This window comes from Stenotrophomonas sp. BIO128-Bstrain, assembly GCF_030128875.1.
Lineage (GTDB): Bacteria > Pseudomonadota > Gammaproteobacteria > Xanthomonadales > Xanthomonadaceae > Stenotrophomonas > Stenotrophomonas bentonitica_A.
The window spans coordinates 2,317,119-2,332,502 of sequence record NZ_CP124620.1 but is presented as its reverse complement, the minus strand read 5'-3'; the positions used below and the strand labels follow the sequence as shown (position 1 = coordinate 2,332,502).

At 66.9% G+C, this 15,384-nt stretch carries 13 protein-coding genes; 8 read left to right on the top strand and 5 right to left on the bottom strand.

What is annotated here, in order from left to right; genetic code table 11:
- Positions 1 to 91 precede the first annotated feature (91 nt).
- Positions 92 to 1,594: an aldehyde dehydrogenase gene (locus tag POS15_RS10490; protein WP_284128122.1), complete on the top strand. Its 1,503-nt coding sequence runs from the start codon at positions 92 to 94 to the stop codon at positions 1,592 to 1,594.
- A 6-nt stretch (positions 1,595 to 1,600) separates the two neighbouring features.
- Here the strand turns inward: POS15_RS10490 and POS15_RS10485 are convergent, their stop codons facing one another.
- Positions 1,601 to 2,227: a hypothetical protein gene (locus tag POS15_RS10485; RefSeq protein WP_284128121.1), complete on the bottom strand. Its 627-nt coding sequence runs from the start codon at positions 2,225 to 2,227 to the stop codon at positions 1,601 to 1,603.
- A gap of 172 nt (positions 2,228 to 2,399) precedes the next feature.
- Between POS15_RS10485 and POS15_RS10480 the strand changes: the two genes are divergently transcribed.
- Positions 2,400 to 3,677: an MFS transporter gene (locus tag POS15_RS10480; RefSeq protein ID WP_019185866.1), complete on the top strand. Its 1,278-nt coding sequence runs from the start codon at positions 2,400 to 2,402 to the stop codon at positions 3,675 to 3,677.
- Here POS15_RS10480 and POS15_RS10475 read toward each other — a convergent pair whose 3' ends face one another.
- The 4 genes from POS15_RS10475 to POS15_RS10460 all read right to left on the bottom strand — a co-directional run bounded on the left by POS15_RS10475 (position 3,678) and on the right by POS15_RS10460 (position 8,737).
- On the bottom strand, positions 3,678 to 4,139 hold the full coding sequence (locus POS15_RS10475) for a bacteriohemerythrin (RefSeq protein ID WP_019185865.1): 462 nt from the start codon (positions 4,137 to 4,139) through the stop codon (positions 3,678 to 3,680).
- Positions 4,140 to 4,209: 70 nt separating this feature from the next.
- Positions 4,210 to 5,556, bottom strand: a complete 1,347-nt coding sequence (locus POS15_RS10470; RefSeq protein WP_019185864.1) for a diguanylate cyclase — start codon at positions 5,554 to 5,556, stop codon at positions 4,210 to 4,212.
- A gap of 131 nt (positions 5,557 to 5,687) precedes the next feature.
- A complete protein-coding gene (locus POS15_RS10465) occupies positions 5,688 to 7,190 on the bottom strand; it encodes an MASE1 domain-containing protein (RefSeq protein ID WP_284128120.1) in 1,503 nt (500 codons plus the stop codon).
- 260 nt (positions 7,191 to 7,450) lie between these two features.
- Complete coding sequence (locus POS15_RS10460; protein WP_019185862.1) at positions 7,451 to 8,737, bottom strand: FAD-binding oxidoreductase; 1,287 nt, start codon at positions 8,735 to 8,737, stop codon at positions 7,451 to 7,453.
- 196 nt (positions 8,738 to 8,933) lie between these two features.
- On the opposite strand from POS15_RS10460, the gene POS15_RS10455 reads away from it, so the two are divergent.
- The 6 genes from POS15_RS10455 (at position 8,934) to POS15_RS10430 (ending at position 15,370) form a co-directional block, all read left to right on the top strand.
- Complete coding sequence (locus POS15_RS10455; protein WP_284128119.1) at positions 8,934 to 9,692, top strand: gamma-glutamyl-gamma-aminobutyrate hydrolase family protein; 759 nt, start codon at positions 8,934 to 8,936, stop codon at positions 9,690 to 9,692.
- Positions 9,689 to 11,083 carry a glutamine synthetase family protein gene (locus POS15_RS10450; RefSeq protein ID WP_019185860.1) on the top strand — a complete coding sequence of 465 codons (1,395 nt, stop codon included), beginning with the start codon at positions 9,689 to 9,691 and terminating at the stop codon, positions 11,081 to 11,083. Before POS15_RS10455 ends, POS15_RS10450 begins: the two co-directional genes overlap by 4 nt.
- A gap of 132 nt (positions 11,084 to 11,215) precedes the next feature.
- Positions 11,216 to 12,322, top strand: coding sequence for a polyamine ABC transporter substrate-binding protein (locus tag POS15_RS10445; protein WP_046272012.1), 1,107 nt, complete (start codon positions 11,216 to 11,218; stop codon positions 12,320 to 12,322).
- Between the two features lie 164 nt (positions 12,323 to 12,486).
- Positions 12,487 to 13,620 carry a polyamine ABC transporter ATP-binding protein gene (gene potA / locus POS15_RS10440; protein ID WP_284128118.1) on the top strand — a complete coding sequence of 378 codons (1,134 nt, stop codon included), beginning with the start codon at positions 12,487 to 12,489 and terminating at the stop codon, positions 13,618 to 13,620.
- Entirely contained in the window at positions 13,617 to 14,528 is a 912-nt protein-coding gene (locus tag POS15_RS10435; protein WP_266086007.1) for an ABC transporter permease subunit, read from the top strand. Before potA ends, POS15_RS10435 begins: the two co-directional genes overlap by 4 nt.
- Positions 14,525 to 15,370, top strand: coding sequence for an ABC transporter permease subunit (locus POS15_RS10430; protein WP_284128117.1), 846 nt, complete (start codon positions 14,525 to 14,527; stop codon positions 15,368 to 15,370). The genes POS15_RS10435 and POS15_RS10430 overlap by 4 nt, the downstream gene beginning before the upstream one ends.
- Positions 15,371 to 15,384 lie beyond the last annotated feature (14 nt).

The window sequence follows — 15,384 nt, the reverse complement described above, 5'->3', positions numbered from 1 at the left end:
GGTCACGACTTTATCGCACCTGCATCACGTCACTCCGTGATGGCCGCGGGTATAACCGCTTTACCCGACTCACTGAACGAGGACGACGCCGATGACCGCCGCACGCACCCGTGAGGACTGGCAGCGCCAGGCCGATGCACTGACCTTCCAGGGCCAGGCCTTCATCGATGGGCGCTACGTGGACGCCGCCAGTGGCGCGCGCTATGACTGCATCAGCCCGATCGATGGCCGCGTGCTGGTGCAGGTGGCCGACGCCGACACGACAGACGTTGATCGTGCGGTCGCCGCGGCGCGTCGCAGTTTCGATGCGGGCGACTGGTCGCGGGCGGCACCCTCGCACCGCAAACAGGTGCTGCTGCGGCTGGCCGATCTGGTCGAGCAGCACGCCGATGCGCTCGCGTTGCTGGAAACCCTGGACATGGGCAAGCCGGTCCGCGACGCACGCGAAGGCGATCTGGCCGGCGTCGTGCGGTGCCTGCGCTGGACCGCCGAGGCGGTGGACAAGGTATATGGCGAAGTCGCCCCCACAGCGCTCGACACGCTGGGCCTGATCACCCGCGAGCCGGTCGGCGTTGTCGCGGTGATCGTGCCGTGGAATTTCCCGCTGTTGATGGCGTCGTGGAAGATCGCCCCGGCGCTGGCGGCAGGCAATTCCGTGGTCCTCAAACCCTCCGAACGCTCGCCGTTGAGCGCGATCCGCCTGGCCGCACTGGTGGCCGAGGCCGGTGTGCCCGATGGCGTGTTCAACGTGCTGCCTGGCCACGGCGAGCGCACCGGTGAGCCGTTGGCGTTGCACATGGACGTGGATACGCTGGCCTTCACCGGTTCCACCGCGGTGGGCCGCCGGTTGCTGCAATGCGCGGGCAGATCGAATCTCAAGCGCACCTGGCTGGAGTGCGGTGGCAAGAGCCCGAACCTGGTGTTCGCCGATGCGCCCGATCTGGACAAGGCCGCTCAGGCCGCCGCCACGGCGATCTTCTACAACCAGGGCGAGGTGTGCACCGCCGGCTCGCGCCTGCTGGTCCAGCGCTCGATCAAGGATGCCTTCGTGGCCCGGGTCCTGGCGCATGGGCGGCACATGCAGCCACAGCACCCGTTCGAGCCGGAGGCGGCGATGGGCGCGCTGGTCGACGACGCGCACGCCGGCCGCGTGCTGGACTACGTGGCCCGCGGCGAGGCCGAGGGCGCGCGCCTGCTGCTGGGTGGCAAGCGCTTGGAGGTGGTGCCGGGTGGCAGCTATGTCGAGCCGACCGTGTTCGATGAGGTCGATCCGCAGCACACGATCGCCCGCGAGGAGATCTTCGGGCCGGTCCTCTCGGTGCTCACCTTCGATCACGAGGCGGACGCGCTGCGCATGGCCAATGATTCGATCTACGGGCTGGCCGCTGGCGTATGGACGCGCGACCTGGGCCGCGCGCACCGGGTGGCACGCGGCCTGCGTGCCGGCAGCGTCTGGGTCAACCAGTGGGATGGCGGCGACATGACCGCCCCGTTCGGTGGCTACAAGCAGTCCGGCATCGGCCGCGACAAATCCCTGCACGCCTTCGACAAGTACACCGAACTCAAGGCGACCTGGATCCACCTGGGCGGCTGACCTCGCTCAGCAGTCCTGGCTGTGGCGGACCAGCGACTCGCGCAGCAGGTCGCGATCCCGTTCATCCACCGCGTTGCGCAGGTAGTCGATCTGCTGCCGGGTCAGGCGGCACTGGTCCACCGTGTAGCCGGGGGGCCAGGCACCGATGAGCTGGAACATGCCCTGCACGATCTGCTCCGGCGACATTCCGGCCTTCATCCGGAAGCGCTCGCGCCGCGGTTGGAAGGCCGCGTGCACGTCACGGGCGCCCAGCACGCGCGGGGCCAGTGAGGCCGCTTCGATGCCGCTGCCGGTCAGCGACGATGGCACGCTCAGATCAAGCGGGGCGGTCACTTCCGGCAGAGCCGGCGCGGCGTCGGCTGCGGCGACCGGCACGACCGCGGCCGGCGCAGGCAGGCGCTGCGATGCGGCGGCCTGCCGTGTGCGGGGCGTCGTGGCACTGGGCGGTGGCGAGACCGGTACCGGCAACGGGCGAGGCAGCCAGTACACCTGCAGGCGCTCATCCGGAAAGGCATCGCCCGGGCCGGGTGAACGCAGCAGCACGCCCAGCATCAGCCCGTGTACGGCCATCACCACCGCGATGGCGCTGGGCTGGGTCCAGCGCGAGCGGGCACGCTTCCTTGGGCCTGACATCCGGAACCTTCCTGGCGGGTGACCGCGGTCAGACCCGGTGAGGGGGTGGAAGTTCCTGGCTGGCACGCAGCCTGTGGACCCGGTCACTGGCTGACAGTCTCGTCTGCAACCATCGCGGCAGGCGCGGGAAGGCCGTGGCAGAATCCGGCAGCTGCCCTTTTCTGCGTACCCGATGTCCACACCTGCTGTCGCACCCGTCGTGAACTCCCCCCGCCGCATCCTGCTGGCGAGCCTGATCGGCACCACCATCGAGTTCTTCGATTTCTACATCTACGCCACCGCGGCGGTGCTGGTGTTTCCGCACCTGTTCTTCCCCGAGAGCAGCGATGGCGCGGCGATGCTGCAGTCGCTGGCGACCTTCGCCGTGGCCTTCATCGCGCGGCCGGTGGGCTCGGCGGTGTTCGGTCACTACGGCGACCGCATCGGGCGCAAGGCCACGCTGGTGGCGGCATTGCTGACGATGGGGGTTTCCACGGTGGCCATCGGCCTGCTGCCCACGCATGCCAGCATCGGCCTGGTCGCACCGGCACTGCTGGCGTTGTGCCGTTTCGGGCAAGGCCTGGGGCTGGGGGGAGAGTGGGGTGGTGCAGTGCTGCTGGCCACCGAGAATGCACCGCCCGGCAAGCGCGCCTGGTACGGCATGTTCCCGCAGCTGGGTGCTCCGCTGGGCTTCCTGCTCTCGGCCGGTATCTTCCTGCTGCTCGGCCGCGCGATGAGCGAGGCTGATTTCCTGCAATGGGGGTGGCGCGTGCCCTTCCTGGCCAGTTCGCTGCTGGTCGGCATCGGCCTGTGGGTGCGCTTGAACATCCACGAGACCCCGCAGTTCCAGGCCGCGCTGGACCGCAACGAGCGGGTCAGGCTGCCGATGTGGACGGTGCTGCGCGAACATCCGCTGACGCTGGTACTGGGCACGCTGGGAGCGTTCGCCACCTTCGTGCTGTTCTACCTGATGACGGTGTTCACCCTCGGCCATGGCACCACCGTGCTGGGCTACTCGCGCGAGCAGTTCCTGCTGCTGCAGATGGTCGGCATCCTGTTCTTCGCGGCGGGCATTCCCATTTCCGCGCTGTACGGCGACCGCTGGGGCACACGCCGCACGATGATCGTGGCCAGCGGCCTGATCCTCGCCTTCGGCGTGGCGTTCGCGCCGCTGTTCCAGGCCGGCAGCCCGTGGCTGGTGCTGGGGTTCCTGGCGCTGGGCCTGTTCCTGATGGGCCTGACCTACGGCCCGTGCGGCACCTTCCTGGCCGAGATCTATCCGGTCCAGGTGCGCTACACCGGCGCCTCGCTTTCGTTCAACCTGGCCGGCATTCTCGGTGCGGCCCCGGCGCCGTACGTGGCCACCTGGCTGGCCGAACGCTATGGCCTGGTCGCAGTGGGCTATTACCTGTGCGTCACCGCATTGATCACCATCGTCGCCCTGCTGGCGATGGGCCGGCGCGGGCGCTGATCAGCGGAAGAAGCGCTTGAGCGTGCGGCCCAGCCAGCTGCCCTGCTGGTGCTCGCGCGCGAACTGGTTGAGGTGTTGTTTGACCTGCGGCGCGTACGCCTTGTCATCGCCCCGGATGTGATTGAACAGCCAGCGCGAGAGCATCGTGCGCAGCTCTTCGGTGATGTCCTCACCGGCCTGGAAACGCAGCCGGTACTCGCCCACGCGCTTGCCGAAGATCTCATGCACGCGCTTGTGCGCCGAACAGAACGGATAGCCGGCTTCCTCCATCAGCTCTTCTTCGAAGGCGAAATGGGACATCGTGTAATCCACCAGCTCGTCGATCACCTCGGCCACGGCCAGCCGCTCCAGGCTCTTCTGGGCGACATGCAGGTGGTTGAGCATCTCCACGATGCGCATGTGCTGGTGATCGATGACATCGATACCGATGTTCAGATCGTCCTGCCAGACCAGAAGTGCCATGGTGCGTTCCCCGCGCTGTTCAACTGGGGGCGACTCTAGGCAGTCGCGGCCGGGGCCGCGTTGATCTCGATCAAGGCACCAGGGCAGGCTCGCGCTGGCGTGGGCCGGTGGCCACGGTGGCGCAGTGGACCCGGTTGCGGCCGCCGGCCTTGGCCAGGTACAGCTGGCGGTCGGCCTCGGAAATCAGCCGGTGCAGCGAGTCGCGCTGCGGGCGCAGGCAGCACAGCCCGATACTCACCGTCATGCGCAGCGTGGTGTGGCCCAGGTCGACCTCCAGCGCGGCGATGGCCTGGCGCAGTTCGTCGAAGTAGTGCACGGCCTGCTCTTCATCCATGCCGGGCACCAGCAGGCAGAACTCCTCGCCACCGAAGCGCGCGATCAGGTCTTCCTGGCGCGCGTGCTGGGCGACCGCCGCGGCCACCGCGCGCAGCGCGTCATCGCCGGCCTCATGGCCGTGGGTATCGTTGATGTGCTTGAAGTGGTCGATGTCGATCATCGCCACCGCCACCTGCTCGCCATCCAGATGCAGCTGCGGCAGCTGGCGCTGGCTCTGTTCCAGGAAGCAGCGGCGATTGGGCAGGCCGGTCAGGAAATCGCGGGTGGCCAGGTCCTGCAGGGTGCCGATCAGCTCCAGCTGGTCCACGTTCTGCGAGACGCGGCAGAAGAACTCCTCGCGCGAGAAGGGCTTGCGCAGGAAATCGTTGGCGCCGTTCTTGAGGAAGCGCGGGATCAGCGACGGGTCGGTATTGCCGGAGATCCCGATCACCGCCAGCTTGTCGCGTGAGCGCATCGTGCGCAGGCGGCGGGTGAACTCCACCCCCTCCATGCCCGGCATCTCCTGGTCGACCACGGCCAGCCGGATCGCGGGGTGCGCTTCGATCGCCTTCAGCCCTTCGGCACCGTCGGCCGCCTCGTAGACATCATGCCCGTACATGCGCAGCAGCGAGGCGGCGTACATCCGTGCCGACATCGAATCATCCACCACCACCGCGGCGATCCGCCGGTTGCGTTCCAGCCGCTGTACCAGCCACACCAGGTAATCGATGCTGCCCGGCGTGTTCTTCAGCACGTAATCGATGATCTGCTGCTGCAGCACCCGTTTGCGCAGGTCTTCGTCGTAGACGCCGCTGACCACCACCGTGGGCAACCCGCGTGAGAGGAAGTAGTCCACCACGGTATCGCGGTCACCATCGGCCAGCACCAGGCCGGTCAGGACCAGGAACCAACCCTGTTCCTCATCCAGCAACCGCCCGGCCTCGGCCAGGCTGGTCGCGACCGACACCGGCAGCTCCAGCCGCTGCTCGATCGCCTCGCGCAGCATGCTGGTGAACGTGCGCGAGTTTTCCACCAGCAGGATCCGCTGGGGCAGGGCATCACCGGGGTCGCTGAGGACAGCGCCCTGCAACAGTGCCGGCATGAGGCGTACGCTCGGTTCCGAGTGGGTCGGGACTGGTAGCGGCGGTTTCACGCGTAACTTTAGGGGTGGTCGACACGTTCCGTCCGTGTTCGCCGAAGGCCTGGACATTCCGTCGCCCGCTCGGGCAGCCGCTATGCGAACCCCGTGCGCAGCAGCGTTTCACTCCGTTGCGGGACGGGGAGGGCGGTCTCCCTCAGCAGAATCCTGATGCGATTGTGGCGGCAATGCACTCTCCCGCCGTGGGCAAGCACGCGTGCCGTCAGCTGCTCACGCGCCAGATCCGTCGTTGCCCACGAGAGCGCGCGGCCTCTGTCCAGCAACGCCACCACCATGACGATTCCGCGCTGCTCCCGCACGCGGCCGCAGCGTGTCTGGATACTGAGCTGACCGGTTTCCTGCCCCAGCAGAAGAGACACAGCATCACTCAACGTGCGATAGGCCGCCAATTGCAGTTCCACACTCAAATGACAGGGATTGCCGGCGAGGCGTGGACGGGTTACGCGATGCGTTTCTTCCCAGGTCTGGCGAAGACCGCCAGTCTGCATGGTCAGATAAAGGCCGAGCTGCTCAAGCGAGGTTGGATAGAGGAGGCTGGTCTGTTCGCGGAACTGTCGTGCGTGCTTCGCCGATGCACGTAGCAGGTCAATGGCGGTGTCGTGGTGACCGTGCGACTGAAGCCATGTCATCACCTGGCTGAGTGAAGCATCGATTCCATCGCCGATTTCCCTCAGATGAAGAGCGCGCTCTTTGAGGTGCATTTCCGTGGAGATCTGAGACGTTCTGGCTAGCGCCCGGGCCGCTTCTTCGGCCAGCGCGCGGGCCCTGTACTGCTGGCGGTAATAGCTGATGCTCGAGCCCAGTGCCAGGAGCGCGATGCTGAGCACTGCCATGCTCTGCTGCGTGGCGAAGGTCTCCGCATCGAAGGATTCCGGATGGCCGGAACTGGGCGTCGTCATGTGGATGATCAGGTTCAGCAGCGGAACGCCGATGGCGGCTCCGCGCCATCCATGCATGCACGTGAGCGCAATCGCAGGCAGGGCCATCAACAGCAGCACGCTGGCCTTGGCACCAGCGGTTTCCGGTGCCATCACGGTGGCCGACAGTCCGAGCAGAAGGGTCAGCCCGATGGCGCCCAGGGTGGGCACCATGAAGCGCCTCGACCACTCTGGCTCGCTCCGCCGGCGTGTCCAGAGCAGCGCAGGCAACGCGACGGTCAAGATGGCAATGAAATCGCCCAGAAACATGCGGGCTGCGCTGCTCAGCGGCGGAATGGAGGGGGGTATCGGCCATAGCAGGTGCGATGCTGTGATATTGATCGTGGTGGCTGCAGCGGCGGAAGCGATCGCGACGGACACCAGCCAGATGTCGGTAGTACCTGCCATCATCCTGCGGTGTAGACGAACGATCATCGCCACGGCGGGCATGAGGAACGCCGAACCAAGGACGACCCATAGCCAGCCATACTTACCGATCATCGGAACGCGCATCTGCGCAAAGTAGGCGTACTCCCCAAGGAGGAGGTAAGGCCACAGTCGCGGTGGGCAGATCAGCAGTGCGGCAACGCGCACGCCGGCCGGCAGGTAAAACTGGTCGAGGGATATTTTCCGAGCGCCCCAGCAGGCCACGGCGTACACCACCGCAAGGATCCATCCGGCCGGTTAGATACGCAGATTCAGATGAAGACCTTCGTTCGACCACTGCAGTCCCACGACCCCCTCCCATCTCGCCGGTGGAAAATCCCAAGGCGAGTGCCGATTCCGCACGAGCATCCGTTCCATGCTGACGGTATCGACAGAAGGCCGATCGTGCAATTGCGGGATCGCGGCCGGATCTCAGGCACCGGTTCGCGCCAGTTCAGTTTCTGTAACACGCAGGATGCCGGCCCCTTGAACCCTCACCACAACGCATCGCGCAGCTTGTACCAGGACATCGCCGCCACCAGCAGCGGCGTCCGCAGCAGGCGCCCGCCGGGGAAAGGGCGGTGCGGGATGCGCTCGAACACGTCCAGCCGCTCCGCCTGCCCGGCAATCGCCTCGGCCAGCACCTGGCCCGCCAGGCCCGCAGCGGCAACACCGTGGCCGGAAAAGCCCTGCGCGAAATAGACATTCGGGGTCAGCCGGCCCCAGTGCGGGGCACGGTTGCGGGTGATGTCGACATAGCCGCCCCACACGTACTCCAGCTCCACGTCGCCCAGCTGCGGGAACACCGCGCGCATGCGCCGGGTCATCACCCCGCGCAGGCCGGGCGGGGGCAGGGCGGAGTAGCTGGCCTGGCCGCCGAACAGCAGGCGGTGGTCGCGGCTCAGTCGGAAATAGTCCAGCGCCCAGCTGACATCGGCCACGGCCATGTCGTTGCGGATCAATGATTGCGCCCGCGCCTGCCCGAGGACCGCGCTGGCGCCGATGTAGGTGCCGACCGGCATGATCCGCGATTCCAGCTCGGGCGCGATGCCCTCCAGCCAGGCGTTGCCGGCGATCACCACGTGATCGGCGCTGACCGTGCCGTGTGCGGTACGCAGTTGCGGCCGGGCCCCCCGGATCAACTGCAGTACCGGCGACTGCTCGTGGATCACCGCCCCGGCTGCCTCGGCGGCACGGGCCAGGCCCTGTGCGTAGGCCAACGGATGCAGGTGGCCGCTGTGAGGATCGAACATGGCCCCGCGATAGCGCGGACTGTCCAGTTGCCCGCGCAGCTGGGCGCGGTCCCACCACTCCAGGGGATAGTCGTAGCGCTGGGCCAGATCGATCAGCCCGGCGCGCAGCATGCGCTCCTGGCGGGGCTTGATCGGCACGCTGGCGTGGCCGTCGCGCCAGTCGCAGTCGATCTGGTGGCGGGCGATGCGGTCGCGCAGCAGGCGCATGCCGTCGCGCGAGAACTCGAACAGCGCCCGCGCATCTTCGGCGCCGACCAGATGCTCGAGCGTGTCCACCTCGCAGCCGTAGCCGACGATGGCCTGGCCGCCGTTGCGCCCTGAGGCCCCCCAGCCGACCCGGTGGGCCTCCAGCAGCACCACGCGATACCCGCGTTCGGCGAGGGTGAGCGCGGCGGAGAGGCCGGTGTAACCGGCGCCGAGCACGCAGACGTCGGCGTTCAGATCGCCGGCCAGTGGCTCACGCAGCGGGGCATCAGCCACGCTGTCGGCGTACCAGCTGGGTGCGTGCGCCTCGCCGGCGGTGGTCATGCCGGGCTCCGGCGGGCGATGGACAGGTCAGGAATCATGGACAAAGGATGCCAGCAACCGAGGCGCGTGACAGCGGGCAGTCTGTCGCAGCGTCTGCGCCCGGCGTGTGAGGGGGCGCGCGCCGGCGAGGCGGCGCTGAGTTGCGCGGGATCTGCGCGCAGGGGTAACGTGGTTGCAGGTCATCCGAGCATGACGCATGGTCTCGCCCCTTTGGGTCGGCCTGCCCACCGACAGCACGATGTTGGGCCATCACCGCTTCGCGGCGGCCGGTGAAAAGTACATCCGCGCGCTGGTCGAGGCGGCCGGCGTCACCCCGGTGCTGTTGCCCAGCCTGCAACCGCCGCTGCCGGCCGCGCCTTGGCTGGACCGGCTGCAGGGCCTGCTGCTGACCGGCGCGGTAAGCAACATCGAGCCGCATCTGTATGCGGGGCCGCCGAGCTGGCCGGGCAATCGGCATGACCCGGCGCGCGATGCGAACGCGCTGTCCTTGTTGTATGAAGCGCTGGCCCGCGATCTGCCGGTGCTGGCGATCTGTCGCGGTTTCCAGGAATTGAACGTGGCGCTCGGCGGCAGCCTGCATCCGCGCGTGCACGAGGTGCCGGGGCTGGGCGATCATCGCGAAGACCCGCAGGCGGCGGTCCAGGTGCAGTATGGTCCTGCACATGCGGTGCAGCTGTCCGAAGGCGGTTGGCTGGCCAGCTGGGCCGGGGCGCCCACGGCAACGGTCAATTCCGTGCACGGGCAGGGCATCGACCGGTTGGCCGACGGGCTGCGGGTCGAGGCCATCGCCGCGGATGGGCTGATCGAAGCGGCGCGCAGTACCGCGCACCGTTTCGTGCTCGGGGTGCAGTGGCATCCTGAGTGGCGGGTGGCTGACAATCGGTTCTATCACAGCATTTTTCACGCTTTCGGCGATGCTTGTCGCCGCAACTCTCTTACAGCAGACCGGTCATGACCACCCGAACGCGTTCGCGCAAAGCCGCCCCCAAGCCTGTTCCGCAGGAGAGCACGCTGCTGCGCTGGCTCAAGGACCGGCGCATCACGGAGGTGGAGTGCCTGGTGCCGGACATCACCGGCAACGCGCGCGGCAAGATCATTCCGGCCGACAAGTTCTCGCACGATTACGGCACGCGCCTGCCGGAGGGCATCTTCGCCACCACCGTCACTGGCGAATTCCCGGACGATTATTACGAGCTGACCTCGCCCTCGGACTCGGACATGATCCTGCGCCCGGATGCCGACACCGTCCGCATGGTGCCATGGGCAACCGATCCCACCGCGCAGGTCATCCATGACTGTTTCACCAAGACCGGCGAGCCGCACGAGCTGGCCCCACGCAACGTGCTGCGCCGGGTGCTCAACGCCTATGCCGAGCTCGGCCTGCGCCCGGTGGTGGCCCCGGAGCTGGAGTTCTTCCTGGTCCAGAAGAACACCGACCCGGATTTCCCACTCTTGCCGCCGGCCGGCCGTTCCGGTCGCCCGGAGACGGCGCGCCAGTCGTACTCGATCGACGCGGTCAACGAGTTCGATCCGATCCTCGATCTGATGTACGACTACTGCGACGCGATGAAGCTGGACGTGGACACGCTCATCCACGAATCCGGCGCCGCGCAGCTGGAGGTCAACTTCACCCACGCCAATGCGATGGACCTGGCCGACCAGGTGTTCCTGTTCAAGCGCACCATGCGCGAGTCGGCGATGCGCCACGGCATCTATGCCACCTTCCTGGCCAAGCCGATGGAGAATGAGCCGGGCAGTGCGATGCACATCCACCAGAGCCTGCTGCGGATCAGCGATGGCAGCAATGTGTTCAGTGGTGAGCACGGTGGTGAGGATTTCAGTCCGCTGTTCGGCCATTACCTGGCCGGCCTGCAGAAGTACGTGCCGGCGGCGATGGCGTTCTTCGCGCCGAACGTGAACTCCTACCGCCGACTGATGTTCGGCGAGGTCTCCCCGAGCAACGTGCACTGGGGCTTCGACAACCGCACCTGCGGGCTGCGGGTGCCGCTGGATACGCCGGAGAACATGCGGGTGGAAAGCCGGTTCGCCGGTTCGGACGCCAACCCTTACCTGGCCATCGCCGCGACCCTGGCCGCCGGGCTGCTGGGCATCCGCGAGCAGGGCTCGCCCACCGCCCCGATCAGCGGCAGCGCCAAGGAGCTGGGCTACGACCTGCCACGCTCGCTGGGCGAGGCGCTGGACGGGCTGGAAGGCTGCCCGGCGCTGCGCGAGATGCTCGGCGAGCGCTTCTGCCGTGCCTATGTGTCGGTCAAGCGCAAGGAATACGAGACCTTCTTCCGTGTCATCAGCTCCTGGGAGCGCGAGTTCCTGCTGCTCAACGTCTGACCCCACGCACCACATCCGGCATGGCCGTGAGGGCCGTGTGCTGGGAAAATGGGGGCATGCCCGGTAGGCTGGCACCCGTTGCGCCGGTCCGGCCGGTTCCCCCCAACTCGCACCTGACCTGTGGAGAGTCCGATGAAGCTGCGAATCCTCACCCTCGGCATTGCCGTATCCGTGCTGACCGCCTGTGGCGGCGGTGACAAGCAGGACGACGCCAAGGTGCTGAACGTCTACAACTACAGCGACTACATCGCGGAAGACACCATCCCGAACTTCGAGAAGGCCACCGGCACCAAGGTGACCTATGACGTGTTCGACAGCGATGAGATGGTCGAAACCAAGCTGCTGGCCGGCAACAGCGGCTACGACGTGGTCGTGCCGACGCTGAATTTCTTCGGCCGCCAGATCAAGGCCGGCGTGTTCCTGCCGCTGGACAAGAGCAAGATCCCGAACCTGGCCAATCTCGACCCGAGTGTGATGAAGCGCATCGCGCAGCAGGACCCGGGCAACGAATACGGCGTGCCGTACATGATCGGCACCACCGGCATCGGCTACAACGTGGAACTGCTCAAGCAGCGCTTCGGCGGCAGCACCGAGATCGCCAACAGCTGGGACCTGATCTTCAAGCCCGAAAACATCGCCAAGATGAAGGACTGCGGTATCACGATCCTGGATACGCCGTCGGACATGATCCCCATCGCGCTGCATTACCTGGGCGAGGATCCGCACAGCCAGGACCCGGCCACGCTGGAGAAGGCCGCCGCGCTGCTCAAGACGATCCGCCCGTACGTGCAGAACTTCCACTCCTCGCAGTACGTGGGCTCGCTGGCCAACGGCGGTACCTGCCTGGTGGTGGGCTGGTCCGGTGACATCATCCAGGCCCGCGACCGCGCGGCCGAGGCGTCCAACGGCGTGACCGTGGCCTACTCGATCCCGCGCGAAGGCGCCCCGCAGTGGTTCGACATGCTGGCCATCCCCAAGGATGCCAAGCACCCGGAGGCCGCCTACGCCTTCATCAACTACCTGCTCGAGCCCAAGGTCGCCGCGGCCAACACCAACTTCATCCATTACGCCAACCCGGTGACCACGGCCACGCCGCTGGTGGACGAGGCGATCCGCACCGATCCGACCATCTACCCGCCGGCCGATGTGGCGGCCAAGATGTTCACCTACTCGATCAACACGCCGGAGGTGGACAAACTCTACACCCGGCTGTGGACCGAGGTGAAAACCGGGCGCTGAGTGCCCCCTGCGACGCCGGCCCCGCGCCGGCGTCGTCGTTTCGGGGGCCGCGTGCGTCCGGGGCCGGCAACGCGGGCCGCCCCGCCGGGTAGCACATGACGCGGCCACCACCGGTAAAATGGGATGCTCCCCCCGTCCTGCCGCCGCTCTTGGAGCCGCCCCCCATGCCATTTGAAGCCAAGCCGGAAGGCGCGGTCCTCCCGGTCCTGGAACCGGGTTACCTGTCCATCCGCGCGCTGCGCAAGGAGTTCGACGGCTTCGTCGCGCTCGACGACGTCACCCTGGACGTGCGCAAGGGCGAGATCTTCGCGCTGCTGGGTGGCTCGGGCAGCGGCAAATCGACGCTGCTGCGCTGCCTGGGCGGCTTCGAGACCCCCACCCAGGGCACCATCGACCTGGACGGCCAGCGCATCAACGCGCTGCCGCCGTACCAGCGCCCGATCAACATGATGTTCCAGTCCTATGCGCTGTTCCCGCACATGACGGTGGAGCAGAACATCGCCTTCGGCCTGAAGCAGGACGGCATGGCCCGCGATGCGATCAATCGCCGTGTCGGCGAGATGCTGGAGCTGGTGCAGTTGACCAAGCTGGCCAAGCGCAAACCGCACCAGCTCTCCGGTGGCCAGCAGCAGCGCGTGGCGCTGGCGCGGTCGCTGGCCAAGGGCCCGAAGCTGCTGTTGCTGGATGAGCCGATGGGCGCGCTGGACAAGAAGCTGCGCTCGCAGATGCAGCTGGAGCTGGTCAACATCATCGAGACCACCGGGGTGACCTGCGTGATGGTCACCCACGATCAGGAAGAAGCCATGACCATGGCCACCCGGATCGCGGTGATGGATGCCGGCTGGATCCAGCAGGTCGGCAAGCCGGATGAAATCTACGAACAGCCGGCCAACCGGTTCGTGGCCGAGTTCATCGGTTCGGTGAACCTGTTCGACGGGGTGCTCGATGAGGACCTGCCCGAATACGTCACGGTGCGCACGCCGCTGTTCCCTGCGCCGATCTACGTCGCCCACGGCATCACCGGCTACGAAGGCCAGCCGGTAGCCTTCGCGCTGCGCCCGGAGAAGGTGATGATCGGCAAGGACGAACCGGCCGGCGACACCAACAAGGCGCAGGGCGTGATCGAGGAGACCGCCTACTTCGGCAGCCACTCGGTGTTCCATGTGCGCCTGCCGAGCGGGGCCAAGGTGCTGTCCAACTTCGCCAACTCGCAGCGCTGGGCCAGCGATGGCCTGACCTGGGGCGACACCGTCTGGGTGCACTGGCGCGACAACGACGGCGTGGTGCTGACCTCATGAGCGCGACCGGCTGGAAGCGCTGGCTCCCGGGCACGCGCGCCGGCGTGATCGCCGCGCCGTACCTGTGGCTGCTGCTGTTCTTCGCGGTGCCGTTCGTGATCATCCTGATGATCTCCTTCGCGCGCACCCAGGTCGGCTCGCCGCCGTACACCTGGCTGCTGGAGTACGTGGACGGCGCCTTCTCGCTCAAGCTCAACCTGGGCAGCTATGCGGCCCTGGTCAAGGACAACCAGTACCTGCTGGCCTACCTGAGCTCGATCAAGATCGCGGTCATCTCGACCCTGCTCACGCTGTTGATCGGCTACCCGATGGCGTATGTGATCTCGCGGATGAGCCCGGCCGCACGCAACGTGGCGATGATGCTGGTGGTGCTGCCCTCGTGGACCTCGTTCCTGATCCGCGTGTATGCGTGGATCGGCATCCTGGACCGCAACGGCCTGCTCAACCAGCTGCTGCTCAAGCTGGGCCTGATCGATGCACCGCTGCAGATCCTGTATACCCCGACCGCAGCCTACATCGGCATCGTGTACTGCTACCTGCCGTTCATGGTGCTGCCGCTGTACGCCAACCTGGTGAAGCTGGACAACCGCCTGCTCGAGGCCGCCTACGACCTCGGCGCCAAGCCGTGGCAGGCCTTCATGCGGATCACGCTGCCGCTCTCGCGCACCGGCATCATCGCCGGCTGCATGCTGGTGATGATCCCGGCCGTGGGTGAATTCGTGATTCCGGAAATGCTGGGCGGGCCGGACACGCTGATGATCGGTCGCGTGCTGTGGGGCGAGTTCTTCAACAACCGCGACTGGCCGACGGCCTCGGCGGTGGCGATCGTGATGCTGGCCCTGCTGCTGGTGCCGATCCTGCTGTTCAACCGCATGCAGCAGCGCGAGCTGGAAGGAAAGCTGGCATGAGCATGGTGCGCAGCAACCGCTGGTTGGGCTGGAGCCTGCTCGGGCTGGGCTTCGCCTTCCTGTACCTGCCGATCCTGTTGTTGATGGTGTATTCCTTCAACGCCTCCAAGCTGGCCACGGTGTGGTCGGGCTTCTCCACGCGCTGGTACGGTGAGCTGTTCAACAACCGCCAGATCCTGGACGCGCTGTGGATCAGCCTGAAGGTCGCATTCTGGACCGCCTGCGCGGCCACCGTGCTCGGCACGATGGCCGCGATGGTGATGACCCGCATGCGCCGCTTCCCGGGCAAGACCCTGTTCGGGGCGTTGATCACCGCACCGCTGGTGATGCCCGAAGTGATCCTGGGCTTCTCGCTGATGACCCTGCTGGTGGCGATGGGCGGCATCCCCGGCTTTCCCAGCCGCGGCGTGACCAGCATCTGGATCGCGCACGTCACCTTCACTCTGTCCTTCGTGACCGTGGTGGTGTCTTCGCGGCTGCAGGAGCTGGACCGCTCGCTGGAAGAGGCCGCCATGGATCTTGGCGCGAGCCGGCTCAAGGTGTTCTTCCAGATCACCCTGCCGATCATCGCCCCGGCGCTGGTGGCCGGCTGGCTGCTGGCCTTCACGCTCTCCCTTGATGACGTGGTGATCGCCAGCTTCGTGGCCGGTCCCAACTCCACCACGCTGCCGATGAAGGTGTTCTCCTCGGTGCGGATGGGCATCAAGCCCGAGATCAACGCGCTGGCCACCTTGATGGTGTTGGCGGTGTCGATCGCGGCCGTGGTGGGCTGGTACATCACGGCCCGGGCCGAGAAGCGCCGCCAGCGTGACATGCAGATGGCACTGCAGGACCCCATCTGAACGGTGCCGGGGCA

What these genes read in the sequence shown, in the direction of transcription:
- POS15_RS10475 (WP_019185865.1), bottom strand. Translation starts at nt 4,139, where the DNA reads ATGGCACTTCTGGTCTGGCAGGACGATCTGAACATCGGTATCGATGTC.
- POS15_RS10430 (WP_284128117.1), top strand. Translation starts at nt 14,525, where the DNA reads ATGAGCATGGTGCGCAGCAACCGCTGGTTGGGCTGGAGCCTGCTCGGG.
- POS15_RS10490 (WP_284128122.1), top strand. Translation starts at nt 92, where the DNA reads ATGACCGCCGCACGCACCCGTGAGGACTGGCAGCGCCAGGCCGATGCA.
- POS15_RS10460 (WP_019185862.1), bottom strand. Translation starts at nt 8,737, where the DNA reads ATGACCACCGCCGGCGAGGCGCACGCACCCAGCTGGTACGCCGACAGC.
- POS15_RS10480 (WP_019185866.1), top strand. Translation starts at nt 2,400, where the DNA reads ATGTCCACACCTGCTGTCGCACCCGTCGTGAACTCCCCCCGCCGCATC.
- POS15_RS10450 (WP_019185860.1), top strand. Translation starts at nt 9,689, where the DNA reads ATGACCACCCGAACGCGTTCGCGCAAAGCCGCCCCCAAGCCTGTTCCG.
- POS15_RS10485 (WP_284128121.1), bottom strand. Translation starts at nt 2,227, where the DNA reads ATGTCAGGCCCAAGGAAGCGTGCCCGCTCGCGCTGGACCCAGCCCAGC.
- POS15_RS10445 (WP_046272012.1), top strand. Translation starts at nt 11,216, where the DNA reads ATGAAGCTGCGAATCCTCACCCTCGGCATTGCCGTATCCGTGCTGACC.
- POS15_RS10435 (WP_266086007.1), top strand. Translation starts at nt 13,617, where the DNA reads ATGAGCGCGACCGGCTGGAAGCGCTGGCTCCCGGGCACGCGCGCCGGC.
- potA (WP_284128118.1), top strand. Translation starts at nt 12,487, where the DNA reads ATGCCATTTGAAGCCAAGCCGGAAGGCGCGGTCCTCCCGGTCCTGGAA.
- POS15_RS10470 (WP_019185864.1), bottom strand. Translation starts at nt 5,556, where the DNA reads ATGCCGGCACTGTTGCAGGGCGCTGTCCTCAGCGACCCCGGTGATGCC.
- POS15_RS10455 (WP_284128119.1), top strand. Translation starts at nt 8,934, where the DNA reads ATGGTCTCGCCCCTTTGGGTCGGCCTGCCCACCGACAGCACGATGTTG.